The 17,023-nt window shown below is 66.2% G+C and carries 19 protein-coding genes; 10 read left to right on the forward strand and 9 right to left on the reverse strand.

Annotation, left to right across the window (positions count from 1 at the left end; translation table 11 throughout):
• A partial coding sequence (locus tag LL06_RS22110) for a chromate transporter (RefSeq protein ID WP_161785007.1) occupies positions 1–787 on the forward strand: 787 nt, incomplete at its 5' end.
• A 6-nt stretch (positions 788–793) separates the two neighbouring features.
• Here LL06_RS22110 and LL06_RS22115 read toward each other — a convergent pair.
• From LL06_RS22115 to lgt, 6 genes are all read right to left on the reverse strand, one after another.
• Entirely contained in the window at positions 794–1,726 is a 933-nt protein-coding gene (locus tag LL06_RS22115) for a ribose-phosphate pyrophosphokinase (protein WP_035532040.1), read from the reverse strand.
• Positions 1,727–1,953: 227 nt separating this feature from the next.
• Positions 1,954–2,580, reverse strand: a complete 627-nt coding sequence (locus LL06_RS22120; protein WP_035532042.1) for a hypothetical protein — start codon at positions 2,578–2,580, stop codon at positions 1,954–1,956.
• A 121-nt stretch (positions 2,581–2,701) separates the two neighbouring features.
• Positions 2,702–3,856 carry a Xaa-Pro peptidase family protein gene (locus LL06_RS22125; protein ID WP_035532044.1) on the reverse strand — a complete coding sequence of 385 codons (1,155 nt, stop codon included), beginning with the start codon at positions 3,854–3,856 and terminating at the stop codon, positions 2,702–2,704.
• 1 nt (position 3,857) lies between these two features.
• Positions 3,858–4,658: a peptidoglycan editing factor PgeF gene (gene pgeF / locus LL06_RS22130; protein WP_035532045.1), complete on the reverse strand. Its 801-nt coding sequence runs from the start codon at positions 4,656–4,658 to the stop codon at positions 3,858–3,860.
• Positions 4,659–4,761: 103 nt separating this feature from the next.
• Complete coding sequence (locus LL06_RS22135) at positions 4,762–5,862, reverse strand: class I SAM-dependent methyltransferase (RefSeq protein ID WP_035532047.1); 1,101 nt, start codon at positions 5,860–5,862, stop codon at positions 4,762–4,764.
• Between the two features lie 23 nt (positions 5,863–5,885).
• Complete coding sequence (gene lgt / locus LL06_RS22140) at positions 5,886–6,743, reverse strand: prolipoprotein diacylglyceryl transferase (protein ID WP_035532048.1); 858 nt, start codon at positions 6,741–6,743, stop codon at positions 5,886–5,888.
• Positions 6,744–6,996: 253 nt separating this feature from the next.
• On the opposite strand from lgt, the gene LL06_RS22145 reads away from it, so the two are divergent.
• The 4 genes from LL06_RS22145 (at position 6,997) to LL06_RS22160 (ending at position 9,327) form a co-directional block, all read left to right on the forward strand.
• Positions 6,997–7,317, forward strand: coding sequence for an accessory factor UbiK family protein (locus tag LL06_RS22145; protein WP_035532049.1), 321 nt, complete (start codon positions 6,997–6,999; stop codon positions 7,315–7,317).
• Positions 7,318–7,650: 333 nt separating this feature from the next.
• On the forward strand, positions 7,651–8,151 hold the full coding sequence (locus LL06_RS22150) for a YbjN domain-containing protein (protein WP_035532050.1): 501 nt from the start codon (positions 7,651–7,653) through the stop codon (positions 8,149–8,151).
• A gap of 1 nt (position 8,152) precedes the next feature.
• Positions 8,153–8,965, forward strand: coding sequence for a pyrroline-5-carboxylate reductase (gene proC, locus LL06_RS22155; RefSeq protein ID WP_035532053.1), 813 nt, complete (start codon positions 8,153–8,155; stop codon positions 8,963–8,965).
• Positions 8,966–8,985: 20 nt separating this feature from the next.
• Positions 8,986–9,327, forward strand: coding sequence for a tRNA-binding protein (locus LL06_RS22160; protein ID WP_035532056.1), 342 nt, complete (start codon positions 8,986–8,988; stop codon positions 9,325–9,327).
• A 31-nt stretch (positions 9,328–9,358) separates the two neighbouring features.
• On the opposite strand, the gene LL06_RS22165 is transcribed toward LL06_RS22160, so the two are convergent.
• Positions 9,359–10,741, reverse strand: coding sequence for an ATP-binding protein (locus LL06_RS22165; protein ID WP_035532058.1), 1,383 nt, complete (start codon positions 10,739–10,741; stop codon positions 9,359–9,361).
• A 242-nt stretch (positions 10,742–10,983) separates the two neighbouring features.
• Between LL06_RS22165 and LL06_RS22170 the strand changes: the two genes are divergently transcribed.
• From LL06_RS22170 to LL06_RS27740, 5 genes are all read left to right on the forward strand, one after another.
• Complete coding sequence (locus LL06_RS22170) at positions 10,984–12,120, forward strand: TRAP transporter substrate-binding protein (protein ID WP_035532060.1); 1,137 nt, start codon at positions 10,984–10,986, stop codon at positions 12,118–12,120.
• A 77-nt stretch (positions 12,121–12,197) separates the two neighbouring features.
• Entirely contained in the window at positions 12,198–12,782 is a 585-nt protein-coding gene (locus LL06_RS22175) for a TRAP transporter small permease subunit (RefSeq protein WP_035532065.1), read from the forward strand.
• Positions 12,779–14,197 (forward strand): TRAP transporter large permease subunit, encoded by a 1,419-nt coding sequence (locus tag LL06_RS22180; RefSeq protein ID WP_035532067.1) that lies wholly within the window; start codon positions 12,779–12,781, stop codon positions 14,195–14,197. The genes LL06_RS22175 and LL06_RS22180 overlap by 4 nt, the downstream gene beginning before the upstream one ends.
• Positions 14,187–15,542, forward strand: a complete 1,356-nt coding sequence (locus tag LL06_RS22185; protein WP_035532069.1) for an amidase — start codon at positions 14,187–14,189, stop codon at positions 15,540–15,542. Before LL06_RS22180 ends, LL06_RS22185 begins: the two co-directional genes overlap by 11 nt.
• Before the next feature lie 5 nt (positions 15,543–15,547).
• The gene (locus LL06_RS27740; protein WP_161785008.1) at positions 15,548–15,706 is read left to right on the forward strand and encodes a hypothetical protein; all 159 of its coding nucleotides are present in this window, start codon (positions 15,548–15,550) and stop codon (positions 15,704–15,706) included.
• Positions 15,707–15,764: 58 nt separating this feature from the next.
• Here the strand turns inward: LL06_RS27740 and LL06_RS22190 are convergent, their stop codons facing one another.
• Entirely contained in the window at positions 15,765–16,472 is a 708-nt protein-coding gene (locus LL06_RS22190) for a response regulator transcription factor (RefSeq protein ID WP_035532072.1), read from the reverse strand.
• 16 nt (positions 16,473–16,488) lie between these two features.
• A complete protein-coding gene (locus LL06_RS22195; RefSeq protein WP_052161822.1) occupies positions 16,489–17,001 on the reverse strand; it encodes a MarR family transcriptional regulator in 513 nt (170 codons plus the stop codon).
• Between the last annotated feature and the right edge of the window lie 22 nt (positions 17,002–17,023).

Below are 17,023 nucleotides of genomic sequence, written 5' to 3' on the forward strand. Positions count from 1 at the left end.
GCTCGCCTCAAAGCCCTGGTCCGCCCGGCAGGTCGGGTCCGAAGCGGAAAGCGCGCCCGCGGCCGAGCTGCCCGGTCTCGCCGGATCCACCCTGCGCACGCTCCTCGTCTGGGGCGCGGTCTGGCTCGCGCCGCTCGCGGCCCTGCTCCTCTTTCCCGGCGTTCCCGATGCGCTGGCCGCCATGGCGCTGTTCTTCTCCAAGGCGGCGGTCGTCACCTTCGGCGGCGCCTATGCGGTGCTCGCCTATGCCGGCCAGCAGGCGGTCGAGGTGCATGGCTGGCTGCGGCCCGGCGACATGCTGGCGGGCCTGGGCCTGGCCGAGACCACGCCCGGACCGCTGATCCTGGTGCTGGTGTTCGTGGGCTTTCTCGGCGGCGCGCGCGAGGCGGGTCTCGATCCCGGGCTCGGCGGCGTGCTGGGTGGGACGGTGGCGCTGTTCTTCACCTTCGCGCCGTGCTTCCTGTGGATCTTCGCCGGCGCGCCGCATATCGAGCGGCTGCGCTCGGTCGCATGGCTGAGCGCGGGCCTGGCGGCGATCACCGCCGCCGTGGTGGGCGTGATCGCCAACCTGGCGGTCTGGTTCGCGCTGCACGTGCTGTTCTCTGAGGTCGGCCAAGCGGCGCTCGGGCCATTCACCCTCCCTGTTCCGCAGATCGCGTCGCTGAATGTCGCGGCGCTCGCCATCGCGCTCGGCGCGGGCGTGGCGCTGTTGCGCTTTCATCTCAATCTGTTCGTGGTGCTGGGCGCGGCGACAGTCGCGGGCGTCGCGGTCACGCTGCTGGGATAGCCGGGATCAGTCGAACAGACTCGAGACCGACTGTTCGGCGGCCGTGCGGTTGATCGCCTCGCCGATCAGGGCGTCGGTCGAGATCACGCGGATATTGGGCGCCGACAGGATTTCCGGTGTCGGCTGGATCGAGTCGGTGATCACCAGTTCCTTGAGTTTCGAAGAGGAAACGCGCGCCACCGCGCCACCCGAAAGCACGCCGTGGGTGATGTAGGCGGTCACCGATTTGGCGCCATTGGCGAGCAGGGCTTCGGCGGCATTGCACAGCGTGCCGCCGGAATCGACGATGTCGTCGATCAGGATGCAGTCCTTGCCCTCGACTTCGCCGATGATGTTCATCACCTCGGATTCGCCCGGCCGGTCGCGGCGCTTGTCGACGATGGCGAGCAGCGAGCCGAGCCGCTTGCCGAGCGCGCGGGCGCGCACCACGCCGCCGACGTCGGGCGAGACCACCATGACGTTCTCGAGCTGGTACTTGGCCTTGATGTCGCGGGCGATCACCGGAATGGCGAACAGATTGTCTGTCGGGATGTCGAAGAAGCCCTGGATCTGGCCGGCATGCAGGTCGAGCGTGAGCACCCGGTCGGCGCCCGCCTCGGTGATCAGGTTGGCCACGAGCTTGGCCGAAATCGGCGTGCGGCCGGAGGCGCGGCGGTCCTGGCGGGCATAGCCGAAATAGGGCAGCACGGCGGTGATGCGCCGGGCCGACGAGCGCCGGAAGGCGTCGATCATGATCAGCAGTTCCATCAGGTGATCATTGGTCGGATAGGAGGTCGACTGCAGGATGAAGACGTCCTCGCCGCGGACATTTTCCTGGATTTCGACGAAGATCTCCTGGTCGGCGAAGCGCCGGACGCTTGCCTTGCCGAGCGGGACATTGAGATAGTTGCAGATGGACTCCGCCAAACGACGGTTCGAGTTTCCTGCGAAAACCTTCATTTGGGACCGCCTGTTTTCCCGCCGCGTCGCGTCATGCGCAGGATCACGCATAAGGACGGGGCGCCATCCGTTCGTCCGCGTTTTAGCGGCGGATTTGATGATTGCAAGACCGCAAGCAGCAAGCGGACGTTTTTTCTGTTGAACTTGTTAATTATCTGACGCCGGCAAAGTTGAAGGGCCGTCGCGGGGCTGGCGATCCGAAGCGGCGCGGCGCGGCCGCGGCGGGATCAGAGCCCGGCCCAGGCGGCGTAGTCGGCGATCGAGCGGGCGGCGATTCGTTCCATCACGTCGGCGGGCACCGTTGCCCAGGGATCGCCCGGCCCGCCGGCCACCGATTCCTGGCCCTGGATGCGGTGCAGCCGGTTGCCGGCGGCGTCGAGCACGTCCCAGACATAGAACACCGTCGTCTGGCCGTCGAAATTGTCGGCGGAGAAATAGCCCTTGAGCACGTGCTCGCCGCCCGGATCGGAGGCGCTCAGGATCGCCAGGCCGCGGTTGCGCGCCTCCACGGCGAGCCGGCGCGACAGCGGGGTGACGGCGTTCACCGGCGCGCCGATGACCGGCATGAAGCGGATCCGTCCGCGCGCCTGTCCGGCGGGCAGGGAGGCCTGCGCGGGAGCGGCGGCCGCCGGGGTCGTCGCGGCTGGCAAGGCCGACGGAGCCTGGGCGCCGGCGACCGGCGCTGCGCCGAACGGCTCCTGTCCCGCGGGAAAGGCCTCGACCGGGGTGGTGGTGTCGGTGCTCGATGCGGATGTCTCGGCGGGAATCGGCTGCAGGCCCTGTTCCGTGCTGTTGCATCCGGCGATCAGCATCGCCAGTGCGCAGACAACGCCGATGATCTTGATGCGCTGCATCGTGGTTCCCGCCCTTTTCCCGGCTTTGTTATGAAATCCCCGAGGCAGCCGTGTCAATCGGCAGGCCGGAGAAAGGGCGGGCAGGATCACGTGCAGACCTATGCGCCGGGCAGGGGCCGCGTCAGGGGGCGATGATCAGGTCGAGAGACTTGGCCGACAGCGATTCCGGCGCGTCCTCGGTGGTCAGGTAGGTCTGCCCGAGCGTCATGGCGGTGTTGGTTTCGGAATCCATGATGATCATGTGCACGAACAGCGTCATGTCGGGGGCGATCACGATCGGGCTCCCGGCCAGGAACATCTGGTGCTCCATCCAGCTCGGCGTGAACCGGGCGCCGAGCGAATAGCCGCAGGCATTGAGCCGGTGGCGGGTCAGCCCGCGGCTGTCCATCACATTGGCGTGGGCGTCGAACACCTGGCCGAAGGTGGTGCCGGGCTTGAGAATGGCGGTGATCGCGTCGAGCGCCTCGCGGCAGGCCTCGTAGAGCTCGACATGGCGCGGCGTCGGCTCGCCGATGATGATCGTGCGCATCATGGCGGCATGGTAATGGGCGAAGGAACCCGCCCATTCGAGCGTCAACTGGTCGTTCTCGGTGAGCTGCCGGCGGCCGGCCTTGTAGCGGCACAACAGCGCGTCCTGGCCCGAGCCGATGATGAATTCGTTGGCCGGATAATCGCCGCCGCCGGAGAACACCGCGCCCTGCATGGCGGCGAGAATGTCGGCCTCGTCGCCGCCGGCCTTGATCAGCGGCAGGCTCGCGTCCAGCGCCGCGTCGGCGAGTTCGGCGGCGCGGCGGACATGGACGATCTCGGCGGGGCTCTTGATCAGCCGCAAATGGCTGACCAGGTAGGACGCGTCAATCAGTTCGGCGAAGCTGTGCAACTGGTTGTCGAGCTTGCGGCAATTGGCGCCGGTGAGCCCATGGGTGTCGTATTCGACGCCGATGCGCTCGCCCAGGAGATCGAGATCGGACAACAGGTTCTTGAGATCCACCGCCGGGTCGGCGTTGGTGCGGTCGGTCCACACCACGATCCGCTCGATGATCGAGGTCTGGCGGGCCTGGCGCAGGTCGGCCGACCGGGTCAGGAGCGTCATCGAGCCGTCGGCCTTGACCACCAGGCACTGGAAGAAGCAGAAGCCGAACGTGTCGTAGCCGGTGAGCCAGTACATGCTCTCCTGGGCGAACAAGAGCATGGCGTCGAGCTTTTCCTCGCGCATGCTCGCGGTCAGCCGGTCGAGACGGGCGGCGTATTCCTCGCGTTCAAAATGCAGGGCCATATCAGTCCTCCTTGATGGCGATGGCGGAGATTTGTCGTCCGTAATCGGGTTCATTGCGATGCGTGGCGCGCCGGTAGGAGAACCAGGCGTTCTCATCCGCATAGGTGCAGTCGGCGAGCATCTCGGCGTTCAGGCCGGCCGCTTGCAGCCGGTCGAGTGTGAATTGCCGCAGGTCAAACATAGCATGGCCGGGTGTCGGCGACGCAACAAAATAGGCTTCGTGGGCGGGGTCGTCGCGGACGAACCGCTCCCGGAATTCCGGGCCCACCTCGTAATTGGTCTGGCTGATCGACGGGCCCAGGGCCGCGACGATGCGCTCCGGCCGGGCGCCGAGCTGCTGCATCGCGGCGACCGTGCTTTCGAGCACGCCGTCGAGCGCGCCGCGCCATCCGGCGTGGGCGGCGCCGATGATTCGGGCCTCTGGATCGGCGAACAGGATCGGCCCGCAATCGGCGCTCAGCACGCCCAGCACAAGCCCCGGCGTCTGGGTGACGAGCGCGTCGGCCTCGGGCCGTTCGCCGCGGTTGCCGGTGGTGGCGACGTGGACCCGCGGCGAATGCACCTGGTGCACTGTGACCAGCCGGTCGGCGTCAAGGCCGAACCAGCGGCTCACCCGCGCCCGGTTTTCCAACACACGGGCGCGGTCGTCCTTCGAGCCGAGACCGACATTGAGGCCGCGGTAGATCCCCTCGGACACGCCTCCGGAGCGGCTGAAAAAGCCGTGCGCAATCCCGCTTGCCGCCGGCAGGTCGGCCAGAAGCTTGCTCCGCGCCGGTTCGGGCGCGTGGCGGTCAACCGTCATGAAGTGCTCCTTCCGTGAGTCCCGTGGCAGGACCGATTCCGCGGCGCCTGATGGCAAACGCGCGGATGGTGGCCATCGCGGCCGCGTCTGTCAATTCGCCCTTTCAAGCAGGCAGATGATCGAAGGGGGCGATGCGGACGTCGTCGCCGCTGACGGCGAGCACCTTGAACAGCGCTCCCATGCGGCCTTCGCCCTCGCCGGCGAGGCGGTTGACCGCGTCGCGGATGGCGGCCTGGGTCAAAGCGTCACGGTCCGCGCCCAATGCGCCGGCGCGCTCGACAATGCCGAGGCCCACCAGGAATTCGCCCTGGGTCAGGGGGCGGTGCACATGGGCGCCCGCGCTCCGGGCGGCCTCGCCCAGCGCCTCGAAATCCACATGGCTGGTCAGGTCCGCCTCGCCCGGGCGGGACAGCGGCGGGTCGTAGTCGTGCCGGTACACCGCCTGCAGCGTGTCGCCGAAGCCGGTGATCAGATGGCCGTAATCGATTGTGAGCGCCGTGCCGCCGTCGCGGACGATCTTGGCGGACACGGCCTGCATGACGGCGGATCGGGCGGGCGCGACTTCGAACACCTCGCCCACCGGCACCACCGCCTCGTCCACCGGCAGCAGGGAGGGATCGAGCCCGCCCGGTCCGAGGCCGAAGGCCAGCGCGCCGAAGTCGTCGAGACCGACCACGCGTTCGCGGAACCCCTCGGTCGTCTTGACGAACTGGCGGATCGGGATCGCGTCGAACAGTTCATTGGCGACCATCAGGGTGAACCCGGCCGGAACCTCCTCGAAGGCTGCATGCCAGGAGATGCGGTCCTTGATCCGCACCAGCGTCTGGCGCTGCACTGCGCGCAGCCGCTCGCTGGTCTCGACCATGTGGATGGTGGCTGTCGCATAGAGTTCGGGCGCAAGCCGGGAGATCACCCGCAGCGCGTCGGACATCAATGTGCCGCGGCCGGGGCCGATCTCGACGATGCGCACGTTCGACGGCGCGCCCTGCGCCTGCCAGGCGTGGACCAGGAACACGCCGATCATCTCGCCGAAGAGCTGCGACACCTCCGGGGCGGTGATGAAATCGCCCGCGCGGCCGAACGGATCCCGGCTCTGGTAATAGCCATGCTCCGGATCGGCCAGGCACAGCGCGAAATAATCGGAGATCCGCAACGGGCCGGACTGTTCGATCAGGCGGACAATCTTCAGGGCGAGCGGGGTCATGGCTTTGATTTTCCAGAACTGGTTCATGCAGGCGACCTGGCAGGCGACCCGGCACGCGACCTGGAGGTGGCGATTGCCCAGAGGCCGACAGCCAGCATCGGCAGCGACAGCAGCATGCCCATGGTCAGCCATCCGCCGGCGAGATAGCCGATCTGCGCGTCCGGTTCGCGGAAGAACTCGACGAAGATGCGCGCCAGCGCGTAGCCGCTGACGAAGACCCCCGAGACGAGGCCCGGACGTTTGAGCGCATCCCGGCGGTGGATCAGCCATGCCAGCACGGCGAGGAGCAGGAGCCCTTCCAGCCCGGCCTCGTAGAGCTGGGTCGGGTGTCGCGGGAAGGGGCCGCCGGTGGGGAACACCACCGCCCAGGGCATGTCGGTGAGCTTGCCCCACAATTCGGCATTGATGAAATTGGCGAGGCGTCCGAAGAACAGGCCCACCGGCACGACCGCGCAGACCACGTCGAACAGGTTGAACAGCGGGATCTGGCGCTTGCGGGCGAACAGGATCATCGCGGCCAGCGTGCCCAGCAGTCCGCCGTGGAAGGACATGCCGCCGTTCCAGATCTCGAGCGCCCGGACGGGGTTGGCCGCAACTGCGGCAAAATCATAAAACAGGATGTAGCCGATGCGGCCGCCGGCGACGATGCCGATGGTGGCCCAGATCAGGAAGTCGTCCATGTCGAGCGCGGTCATGCGCGACCCGGCCTGGGGCCAGAGCCTGCCGTTCTCCACCAGCCGCCTCGCATAGCGCCAGCCCAGCAGGATGCCCATCACATAGGCCAGGCCATACCAGCGGATATGCACCGGGCCGATCGAGAAGATCACCGGATCGATCTCCGGAAACGTGATCAACGACAGCAATGTCGCGGTCTGCTCCAATGCGGCTTCCTTCCTGCATGGCTTGCCGCCGGTGCGGCCGGCAAGGGTTCCGTCACGGCCATACCGTCACGGCTTCAAGGCGATTTTCCGGCGGATGCGCCGCTTGATTTGCCCCCTGACATGGCATGCGGGCTTTGCGCAAGGCTTGCGGACCCGCGCTTTGGCTTGCAACTTATCGTCCGAACGCTTAACTCAAAGCCTGTGACAGCCAGCAGCAACTCTCCGGGGCAAACCCGGCGCAGGGATGAAGACCATGAACAGCGGATCGAACCGACTTCTCGATGAACTTGCCAAGCTGATGACCGACGCCGCGGGTGCGGCGCAGGGCGTTCAGCGCGAAATGGAGACCGCCATGCGCAGCCAGTTCGAGCGGCTTCTCAATTCGATGGATCTGGTCAAGCGCGAGGAATTCGAGGCCGTCCGCGACATGGGGATCAAGGCGCGCGAGGAAAACGACGCGCTCTCCGCCCGGCTCGAAAAGCTCGAGCAGTCGCTGTCGGAAACGCCTGCTTCGGACGCTTCCGGGGCGGCAAAGCCCGCCGCGGCCAAGCGCACGCCGCGCGCCAGGTCCTGACCGGCCGATTTCACCGGTTTTTTTTGCACAGGTTGTCCACCGCGCCCCGAGGCCCGAAAAGCCTTTTGCGTGAGTCAGTTATGAGTCACGGCGGAATCACTTTCCCAACTTGGTCCACAGGTTCGCACTGACAAAATGCGACCGGGGGACTGGCGCTCGGACTCTGCATTTATACACTGATTCTAAATGATGATTCGGAACGGGCGGCAAAGAGCCCCGGCGGAGTCGCAAATGCGCACGCCCTGGGATCGCGGGTGAATCATGCGTGGATGATCTGTTCGCCGGGTTCCGTTTTAAGCGGTTGCCAGGGCGCTGAAATGAACAAGGTGGGGCATGAATCTCAGTAATATCGAATTCGAACGGCACTCCAATCCGGTTGACATGATCGAATTCGTGGCGGCTGCGAACGACTGGACGTTCGAGCGCTCCGGCGAGCACGAGATCGCGATGACCGTCGAGGGACACTGGACCGACTACCACGTGTCGTTTTCCTGGATGGAGGATTGCGAGGCGCTGCACATCGCCAGCGCCTTCGACATCAAGGTGCCCGAAGCCCGCGTCACCGAGGTGATGAAGCTGCTGTCGCATGTCAACGGCCAGGTGCTGATGGGCCATTTCGACCTGTGGCAGCAGGAACACGTGATCATCTTCCGCCAGTCGCTGCTGCTCGCCGGCGGCGCCGAGCCGACCAACCGCCAGGTCGAGGTGCTGCTCTCCAACGCGCTCGATTCCTGCGAGGCTTATTTCCAGGCGTTCCAGTTCGTCGTCTGGTCCGGCATGGACGCCAAGTCGGCGATCACGGCGGTGATGTTCGAAACCCGCGGCGAGGCCTGAGATGATTTCGCCCGCTAGCCCCCTCGTTCTCGTCGGCGCGGGCAACATGGGCGGCGCCATGCTCAACGGCTGGCTTGAGTCCGGCATCGATCCGGCGGCGATCGTGGTGATCGACCCGAAGACCTCCGACGAGATGTCCCTGAAGCTGGCCTCGGTGAAAGTGCGCCTGGAAGAGGCAGCACCGGAAGGGCTGGTCGCGGGCGTGCTGGTGCTGGCGGTCAAGCCGCAGATCATGGACCAGGTGGTTGCGGGGCTGAGCGGCCTTGTCGGGCCTGACACCGTCACGCTGTCGGTCGCGGCCGGCAAGACGATCGCCTATTTCGCCGAGCGCCTCGGCGGCGCCATCGTCCGCACCATCCCCAACACGCCGGCGATGATCGGCCGGGGCATCACCGGCGCGGTCGCCAATGCGGCCGTCACCGCCGGGGCCAAAGCCGAGATCGACCGCTTGCTCACGGTCTGCGGCCCTGTCGAATGGGTCGAGGACGAGGCCCTGATCGACGCCATCACCGCGGTGTCGGGCAGCGGCCCGGCTTATGTGTTTTACCTCGTCGAATGCATGGCGGAGGCAGGACGCAAATGCGGCCTTCCGGCGGACCTCGCCATGCGGCTGGCGCGCGCCACGGTCACGGGGGCCGGTGAACTGATGCACCGGTCCCCGGACGACGCCGCGACGCTCCGGCGGAACGTCACCTCGCCCAACGGCACCACGGCGGCGGCGCTGGCCGTGCTGATGGCAGACAATGGCATCCAGCCGCTGTTCGACCAGGCGCTGAAGGCCGCGGCCGACCGCTCGCGCGAACTGGCCGGCTGACCGGCGCGGAGACGGATGCCATGACCGAGACCATCACCTGGGACGATTTCGAGAAGGTCGACATTCGCTGCGGCACCGTGATCGCCGCCGAAGCCTTCCCGCAGGCGCGCAAGCCCGCCTACAAGCTCCGGATCGATTTCGGCCCGGAGATCGGCGAGAAGAAATCCTCGGCGCAGATCACCTTGCATTATTCGCCCGACGAGCTGGTCGGGCGACGGGTGATGGCGGTGGTCAATTTCCCGCCGCGCCAGATCGGCCCGTTCATCTCGGAAGTGCTCACCCTCGGCTTTCTCGACGCCGACGGCGCGGTGGTGCTCGCAGGCATCGACAAGACTGTGCCCAACGGCGCGCGGCTGATGTAGCCGCACAAGGTCCGCGGCCGACCCGTTCCCCTCACACCGGCAGACGTACCGTGGCGCGCAGGCCGCCCATGGCGCTGTCCGACAGCGTCACGTCGCCGCCATGGCTGCGGGCGATGTCGCGGACGATCGCCAGGCCCAGGCCGGTTCCGGTCTCGTCCTGGTTGCGCGCCGCGTCCAGCCTGTAGAACGGCCGGAACACGTCCTCGCGCGCGTCCTCGGGAATGCCCGGCCCGTCGTCGTCGACCGAGATGGTGAGCCACTTGCCGCGGTTGTTGGCCTCGATGGCGACTTCGTCGGCATGGCGCGAGGCGTTGGAGACGAGGTTGGTCAGAAGCCGGGCGAAGCCATTGGGGCGCACATTGATCTCGTCGTCGCCCTGCACGGACACGGTGACGTTGGCGCCGCGCAGGCGGCCGTCGGCGGCGACCTTCTCGACCACGCTCTTCAGGCTCACCGTGCCCACGTCCTCCTCGGCCTCGCCGCGGGCGAAAGAGAGGTAGCTGTCGAGCATCGACTGCATGTCGTCGATGTCCTTGTTCAACTCGTCGATCTCCGGTCCGTCGCCGACCAGCGCCAGCTGCAGCCGGAACCGCGTGAGGATGGTGCGCAAATCGTGGCTGACGCCCGACAGCATGGCGGTGCGCTGCTCGATCTGGCGCTCGATGCGCTCGCGCATCTTGATGAAAGCCACGCCGGCGCGGCGCACCTCGTCGGCGCCGCGGGGCCTGAAATCGTCGGGCATGCGCTGGCCCTTGCCGAAGCTCTCGGCCGCCTGGGTCAGCTTCAGGATCGGCCGGATCTGGCCGCGCAGGAACAGGATGGCGATGGCGAGCAGCACCAGCGAGGTGGCGACCATCCAGACCAGGAAGATATGGGTGTTGGAGGCATAGGCCTGGCTGCGCTTGGCGAAGACCCTCAGGATCTTGTCCTCGAGCTTGATGCGCACCTCGACGATGTTGGAATTGCCCACCGTGTCGATCCAGAACGGCAGCCGGATCTGGCGGGTGATCTCCTCGGACAGGATCTGGTCGAGGATCGAGAAGAAGGGCTTGGGCCGCGGCGCGGGCAGGTCGCCGGGTGGCTCGATGGCGATGTTGAGCTCCAGCCGCTCGCGGGCGATGCGGATGATCTGGTCATAGGCCGCGTCCTGCGGATAGGTGGCGAGCACGTCGATGATGGCGGCAATGTCGCGGGTCACCGCCATGGAGAGCCGCTGGGTCACGGTCTGCCAGTGCCGCTCCATGAAGACGAAGGCGATGACCGACTGCAGGAGCACCATCGGCACGATGATGATCAGCAGCGCCCTTGCATAAAGCCGGGTGGGGATGCGCTTGGTGAACCAGCGCGTGAAGCGGCGGAACCCGCTCGGCGGATAGCGCTCGTACTCCCTGCGGATGGAATCGATGCTGGTCATGCTTCCGCCTCACCCTCGGCTCGTCTGTGTCGCGGCGAGACCGGCCGCCCGTCTGCTTATACCGTCAGCAGGGGGAAAAGTGCTAGGGTCTGTGGAAAAGCGGCGGCGGCGGGGCAGGAGCACAGAATCGGCTCCGGCCATATTCGTCTTTAGTTGAAGATGCTTCGGGTTGTCATATCCGCCGGGTTGCTAAATATTTAAAATGTCAAAGGCTCTACGCCAACCAACTGGGAGGATGGGATATGAAAGATCAGAACGAGAAGTCCGTTTCGCGACGGTCCTTTTTGAAAAAGGGCTCGATGTTGGGTGGCGTGGCGGCCGCAGGCGCGCTGTCCGCGCCGGCAGTGCTGGCGCAGGCGCCCCTGGTGGTGAAGATGCAGTCCTCCTGGCCTGCCTCCGACATCTGGATGGACTTCGCCCGCCAGTACATCACCCGTGTGGAGGAAATGTCGAACAACCGGATCAAGGTCGACCTGTTGCCGGCCGGCGCGGTCGTCGGCGCGTTCCAGGTGATGGATGCGGTCAATGACGGCGTCATCGACGCCTCCCACAGCGTGTCGGTCTACTGGTACGGCAAGTCGAAGGCCGCCTCGTTCTTCGGCACCGGCCCGGTGTTCGGCGGCTCGGCCACGACCATGCTCGGCTGGTTCTACCAGGGCGGCGGACAGGATCTCTACCGCGAACTGACCCAGGACATCCTCGGCCTCAACGTCGTCGGCTTCTACGGCTTCCCGATGCCGGCGCAGCCGTTCGGCTGGTTCAAGGGCCAGGTCAACACCGTGGCCGACATCCAGGGCTTCAAGTACCGCACCGTCGGCCTCGCCGCCGATCTGCTGCAGTCGATGGGCATGTCGGTGGCGCAGCTTCCGGGCGGCGAAATCGTGCCGGCCATGGAGCGCGGCGTGATCGACGCGTTCGAGTTCAACAATCCCTCGTCCGACAGCCGCTTCGGCGCCCAGGACGTGGCCAAGAACTACTATCTGTCGTCCTACCACCAGGCGTCGGAATCCTTCGAGTTCTGCTTCAACAAGGATTTCTGGGACGATCTGGAGCCGGACCTGCAGGCGATCCTGAAATATTCGGTCGAGGCGGCGTCGACGGCCAACACGGCGCTGGCGATGAAGGAATACTCGTCCGACCTGCAGAAGCTGCAGACGGATTCGGGCGTCACCGTGCACCGCACCTCCAAGGAGATCCTGGCCGCGCAGCTCGATGCGTGGGACGGCCTCATCGAGGAGCTCGGCGCCGATCCGTTCATGAAGAAGATCATGGACAGCCAGCGCGCCTGGGTCGAGCAGGTGGCCTATTACGAGCTGATGAACGCGCCCGATCTCGGCCTCGCCTACGAGCACTACTTCCCGGGCAAGCTCAAGCTGTAAGCCCGGCTGGTTGATTGCTGCACTGATCCGGCGGAAAGCGTTCCGCCGGATTTCCCGGCAAGGAAAAGTGGCGGACCATGATTCAGTACATTCGTTTTGCCGACACCCTGTCGGCCGTCTTCGGCAAGGCGTTCGCCTGGCTCATCATCCTGATGGCCTTCGGCACCGGCTATGAGGTGGTCTCGCGCTACCTGTTCAATGCGCCGACGCCCTGGGCGCTCGACGTCTCCTTCATCATGTATGGCTCGCTGTTCATGATGGGCGGCGCCTACACGCTGTCGCGCGGCGGCCATGTGCGCGGCGACTTCGTCTACCGGCTCTGGCGACCGCAGACCCAGGCCAAGGTGGACCTGGTTCTGTATATCTTCTTCTTCTTTCCCGGCGTGACCGCGCTGATCATCTCGGGCTGGAAATACGCTTCCCGCTCCTGGGGCTACGGCGAGGTCAGCGTCAACAGCCCCGCCGGCATCCCGATCTACCAGTTCAAGTCGGTGATCGTGGCGGCGGGCATCCTCCTGTTCATCCAGGGCATCGCCCAGGTTTTCCGCTGCATCGTCTGCATGCGCACCGGCGCGTGGATCGAGGCCGACGAAGACGTGCGCGAGACCGAAGACCTCCTGATGCAAAAGGCCGACGAGGCCGAGACTGGCGGACACGTATGACCGACCCTCAAATTGCCCTGATGATGCTGGGCCTGTTCATCTTCGTAGTGTTCCTGGGCTTTCCGATCGCCTTCACGCTGATGGCCATGGGCATCGGCTTTGGCTACTACGCCTATTACGATCCCTCGCGGATGTGGCGCTCCTATTTCCGGCTCGACGAGCTGGCGACCACCTGGGACAGCATCTCGCTGTGGATCGAGGGGTTCTTCAACAACCGCATCTTCGACCTGTTCATCAACCAGACCTATACGGTGATGTCCAACGAGGTGCTGACGGCGGTGCCGCTGTTCCTGTTCATGGGCTACATCGTCGAGCGCGCCAACATCGTCGACCGGCTGTTCTCGACGCTCAATCTCGCCTCCAAGCGGATCCCGGGCTCGATGGGCGTGGCGGCGCTGGTCACCTGCGCGCTGTTTGCCACCGCCACCGGCATCGTCGGCGCGGTGGTGACGCTGATGGGCCTGCTGGCGCTGCCGGCGATGCTCAAGGCGCGCTACGACCCGGCCTTTGCCTCGGGCATCATCTGCGCCGGCGGCACATTGGGCATCCTGATCCCGCCCTCGATCATGCTGATCGTCTACGCGGCATCCTCGGGCGTCTCCATCGTCAAGCTCTATGCCGGCGCGTTGCTGCCAGGCTTCACGCTTGTCGGCCTCTACCTCGTCTACATCGTCGGCCGCTCGATCCTGCAGCCGAGCGCCGCGCCGCGGCCGACCGACGAGGAGGTGCCCGACGTGCCGGTGGGACGGCTCCTGTTCCTGGTGGCCACCTCGTTCTTCCCGCTGGCGTTCCTGATCCTGTCGGTGCTGGGCTCGATCCTGTTCGGACTGGCCACGCCCACCGAAGCCGCCTCGATCGGCGCCATCGGCGGCATGGTGCTGGCCGTCGCCTATGGCGCCATGACCTGGCAGCGGATGCGCGAGAGCGTGTATCTCACGGTCAGGACCACGGCGATGGTGTGCTGGCTGTTCGTCGGCTCCTACACCTTCTCCTCGGTGTTCTCCTATCTCGGCGGCGAACAGATCATCTCCGAATTCGTGATGGGTCTGGATCTTACTCCGTTCCAGTTCCTGCTCTTGGCGCAGTTGATCATCTTCCTGCTGGGCTGGCCGCTCGAATGGTCGGAGATCATCATCATCTTCGTGCCGATCTTCCTGCCTCTCTTGGCGATCTTCGACATCGACCCGCTGTTCTTCGGCATCCTGGTTGCGCTCAACCTGCAGACCTCGTTCCTGACCCCGCCGATGGCGATGTCGGCCTACTATCTCAAGGGGATAGCGCCCCCGGAGATCAAGCTGACCGACATCTTCACCGGGGTCATGCCGTTCCTGTTCATGGTCATCATCTGCATGGGCCTGATGTATACGTTCCCGCAGATCGTCTACTACCTGCCGGACCTGTTCTATGGCCGTTGATCCGGCGTCGCTGCTCGGGCTCAGCGCCGTGGAGGCGCGGGACCGGATGGCGAGCGGCGCGCTCGCCGCCATGGACTACATGCAGGCGTGCCTCGACCGCATCGCCGCGCTCGACGGCGAGATCCAGGCCTTCGAATGGATCGATCCGGGCTTCGCCCTGCGCCAGGCCGAGATGGCCGACGGGCACCGCAAGTCGGGCCGGCCGATCGGGCCGCTGCACGGGCTGCCGGTGGCGCTCAAGGACGTGATCGACACGCGCGGCATCCCCACGGCCAACGGCACGGCGATCGACGCCGGCCGGGTGCCCGAGCGCGACGCGACGGTGGTGCAGAAGCTGCGCGCCGCGGGCGCCCTCATCCTGGGCAAGACGGTCACGGCCGAACTGGCGCTGGTGACCCCGGGAAAGACCCGCAATCCGGCCAATCCGGCGCACACGCCGGGCGGCTCCTCCTCGGGCTCGGCCGCGGCGGTGGCGACGCTGATGTCTCCGCTGGCGGTGGGCACCCAGACCGGCGGCTCGGTGATCCGCCCGGCGTCGTTCTGCGGCGTCACCGGCTTCCTGCCCTCCTCGGGCAGCATCGGCCGCACCGGCATCCTCACCCAGTCGCCGACGCTCGACCGGGTCGGCGTCTTCGCCCGGTCGGTCGAGGACGCGGCGATGCTGGCGGAGGTGCTGTTCGGCCATGACGAGTTCGACCGCCTGACCGCGCCGGCGCCGCATCCGCGGCTGTTGTCGGTCGCCGCAACCGATGCGCCGGTCACGCCGATGTTCGCCTTCGTGCGTTCGCCCTACTGGGAGCAGGCCGAGCCTGCCTGCCGGGAGGCGATGGAGGAACTAGCGGACCATCTGGGCGAAGGCTGTTTCGAGGCCGAACTGCCGGCTGCCTTCTCGGAGGCGGCTGCCGTCCGGTCGCGCATCCACCTGGCGGAGATGTCGAAGGCCTATCACCGCTACAGCCGCGACGGCGGCGAGCTTCTGTCGCCACGCCTGTGCGAGGCGCTTGATCGCGGCGCCAAGGTGCTGGCGCATGACTATATCGCGGCGCTTGACTGGCCGGACTATCTCTATGCCGCGCTCGGCGAGATCTTCCAGCGCTGCGACGCCATCATCACGCCCGCCGCAACCGGTCCGGCGCCAAAGGGGCTGGACAGCACCGGAAGCCCGATCTTCAACGCCATCTGGACTCTGTGCGGCACGCCGGCGATAACATTGCCGCTGTTTGCGGACGAGGACGGGATGCCGATGGGCGTCCAGCTTGTGGGTCCGCGCGGCGGCGACGCCCGCCTGCTCCGAACCGCGAGATGGCTGGTCAGGCATCTGCAAACCGACACCCAGGGAGACTAGGGACCATGGAACGGATTCTCACCATCATCGCCTTCCTCATCTTCTGCGGCTTTCTGGGCGTGCTGGTCTTCAAGCTGCCGCGGATCGATCTCGGCCTCGTGGTCGGCATTACCGTGCTGATGGCCTTCTACGACCTGTTCATCCACAAGCGGCCGGCCCGCTGATCCGCCGGGCCGGGACTGCCGGCGGGGCCTCTCCGCGCCGGTCGGGCGCGGGCTGCGCTTAGCTGCTGGTCTCGACGCTCAGCCGGTAGCCGATGCCGCGCACGGTCTGCAGCCAGACCGGATTGGCGGGATCGTCCTCGATCTTGCGGCGGAGCCGGTTGATCTGGACGTCGATGGTGCGTTCGCCGACCTCGATGTCGGCGCCGACCAGTTCATGGCGCGGCACCGTGTCGCCGGCGTTCTCGGCGAAAGTGACCATGATCTCGCGCTCGCGGTCGGTGAGCCGCACCGGCTCGCCGGATTTCTTGAGTTCGCGGCGGGCGATGACGAAGGTATAGGGGCCGAACACCACCTGCTCGACCTTGGGCGTCGCCGGCTGGCCGCCGCGCTTGAGGATGTTGTTGATGCGAAGCACCAGTTCGCGCGGATTGAACGGCTTGGGGAGATAGTCGTCGGCGCCGGCCTCCAGCCCGTCGATCCTTGCGTCGCCCTCGGCCAGCGCCGTCAGCATCAGGATCGGAACCGTCTTGATCTCGCGCAGCGACCGGGTCAGCGACAGGCCGCTTTCGCCCGGCATCATCACGTCGATGATCAGCATGTCGAAATCGATGCCCTCGAGCTTGCGGCGGGCTTCGGCGGAATCGGCGGCCGTGGTGACCCGGAAGCCCTGGTCGGTCAGATAGCGCGAGAGCAGGTCGCGGATGCGGGTGTCATCGTCAACAACAAGAAGGTGGGCGGCGTCGTCGCTTGGCAAGGCGGTAGTCACGTCGTTTGTCCCTCATTCAGCCGGTCTTGTCTGGCGCACCGGGTCGCGCGGCAGGGTTGATCATACCCGAAAGAAAGGCTTTGACCACGGCCCGGCCACCTTCGTCCAGCCCTTCGAATGCATGGGCGATGCGGCGAGACTGTGGCCGCGCCAGCGCCAGCGCCAGCTCGCGTCCGCGCTCGGTCGGATAGAGCCGGCGCTGCCTGCGGTCCTCGGGTCCGGCAACCTGGGTGATGTAGCCCGAATCGATGAGCTGCTTGAGCACGCGGGCCAGCGACTGCTTGGTGATCTTGAGCGTCTCGAGCAGCGCCGCCACCGTCAGCCCCGGCTCGCGGTTGACGAAGTGGACGACGCGGTGATGCGCCCGGCCGAAGCCGGAGGTGTCGAGGATGGCGTCCGGGTCGGAAATGAAATCGCGATAGGCGAAGAACAGGAGTTCGATGAACTCGAAATCGATGTTCTCGGCTTCGCCCGTCAGGGGGGCGACGCTCACGTCGGATGCGGGCTTGATCGCGCCGGTATGGCTCATGGCGACATTTCCTTTCGAATAT

Source organism: Hoeflea sp. BAL378, assembly GCF_000759435.1.
GTDB lineage: Bacteria > Pseudomonadota > Alphaproteobacteria > Rhizobiales > Rhizobiaceae > Hoeflea.

Coding starts and splice junctions, on each gene's coding strand:
- LL06_RS22160 (WP_035532056.1), top strand. CDS start 8,986: ATGACCGAGACCATCACCTGGGACGATTTCGAGAAGGTCGACATTCGC.
- LL06_RS22180 (WP_035532067.1), top strand. CDS start 12,779: ATGACCGACCCTCAAATTGCCCTGATGATGCTGGGCCTGTTCATCTTC.
- LL06_RS22175 (WP_035532065.1), top strand. CDS start 12,198: ATGATTCAGTACATTCGTTTTGCCGACACCCTGTCGGCCGTCTTCGGC.
- proC (WP_035532053.1), top strand. CDS start 8,153: ATGATTTCGCCCGCTAGCCCCCTCGTTCTCGTCGGCGCGGGCAACATG.
- pgeF (WP_035532045.1), bottom strand. CDS start 4,658: ATGACGGTTGACCGCCACGCGCCCGAACCGGCGCGGAGCAAGCTTCTG.
- LL06_RS22115 (WP_035532040.1), bottom strand. CDS start 1,726: ATGAAGGTTTTCGCAGGAAACTCGAACCGTCGTTTGGCGGAGTCCATC.
- LL06_RS22145 (WP_035532049.1), top strand. CDS start 6,997: ATGAACAGCGGATCGAACCGACTTCTCGATGAACTTGCCAAGCTGATG.
- LL06_RS22195 (WP_052161822.1), bottom strand. CDS start 17,001: ATGAGCCATACCGGCGCGATCAAGCCCGCATCCGACGTGAGCGTCGCC.
- LL06_RS22120 (WP_035532042.1), bottom strand. CDS start 2,580: ATGCAGCGCATCAAGATCATCGGCGTTGTCTGCGCACTGGCGATGCTG.
- LL06_RS22150 (WP_035532050.1), top strand. CDS start 7,651: ATGAATCTCAGTAATATCGAATTCGAACGGCACTCCAATCCGGTTGAC.
- LL06_RS22125 (WP_035532044.1), bottom strand. CDS start 3,856: ATGGCCCTGCATTTTGAACGCGAGGAATACGCCGCCCGTCTCGACCGG.
- LL06_RS22165 (WP_035532058.1), bottom strand. CDS start 10,741: ATGACCAGCATCGATTCCATCCGCAGGGAGTACGAGCGCTATCCGCCG.
- LL06_RS22185 (WP_035532069.1), top strand. CDS start 14,187: ATGGCCGTTGATCCGGCGTCGCTGCTCGGGCTCAGCGCCGTGGAGGCG.
- LL06_RS27740 (WP_161785008.1), top strand. CDS start 15,548: ATGGAACGGATTCTCACCATCATCGCCTTCCTCATCTTCTGCGGCTTT.
- LL06_RS22170 (WP_035532060.1), top strand. CDS start 10,984: ATGAAAGATCAGAACGAGAAGTCCGTTTCGCGACGGTCCTTTTTGAAA.
- LL06_RS22135 (WP_035532047.1), bottom strand. CDS start 5,862: ATGACCCCGCTCGCCCTGAAGATTGTCCGCCTGATCGAACAGTCCGGC.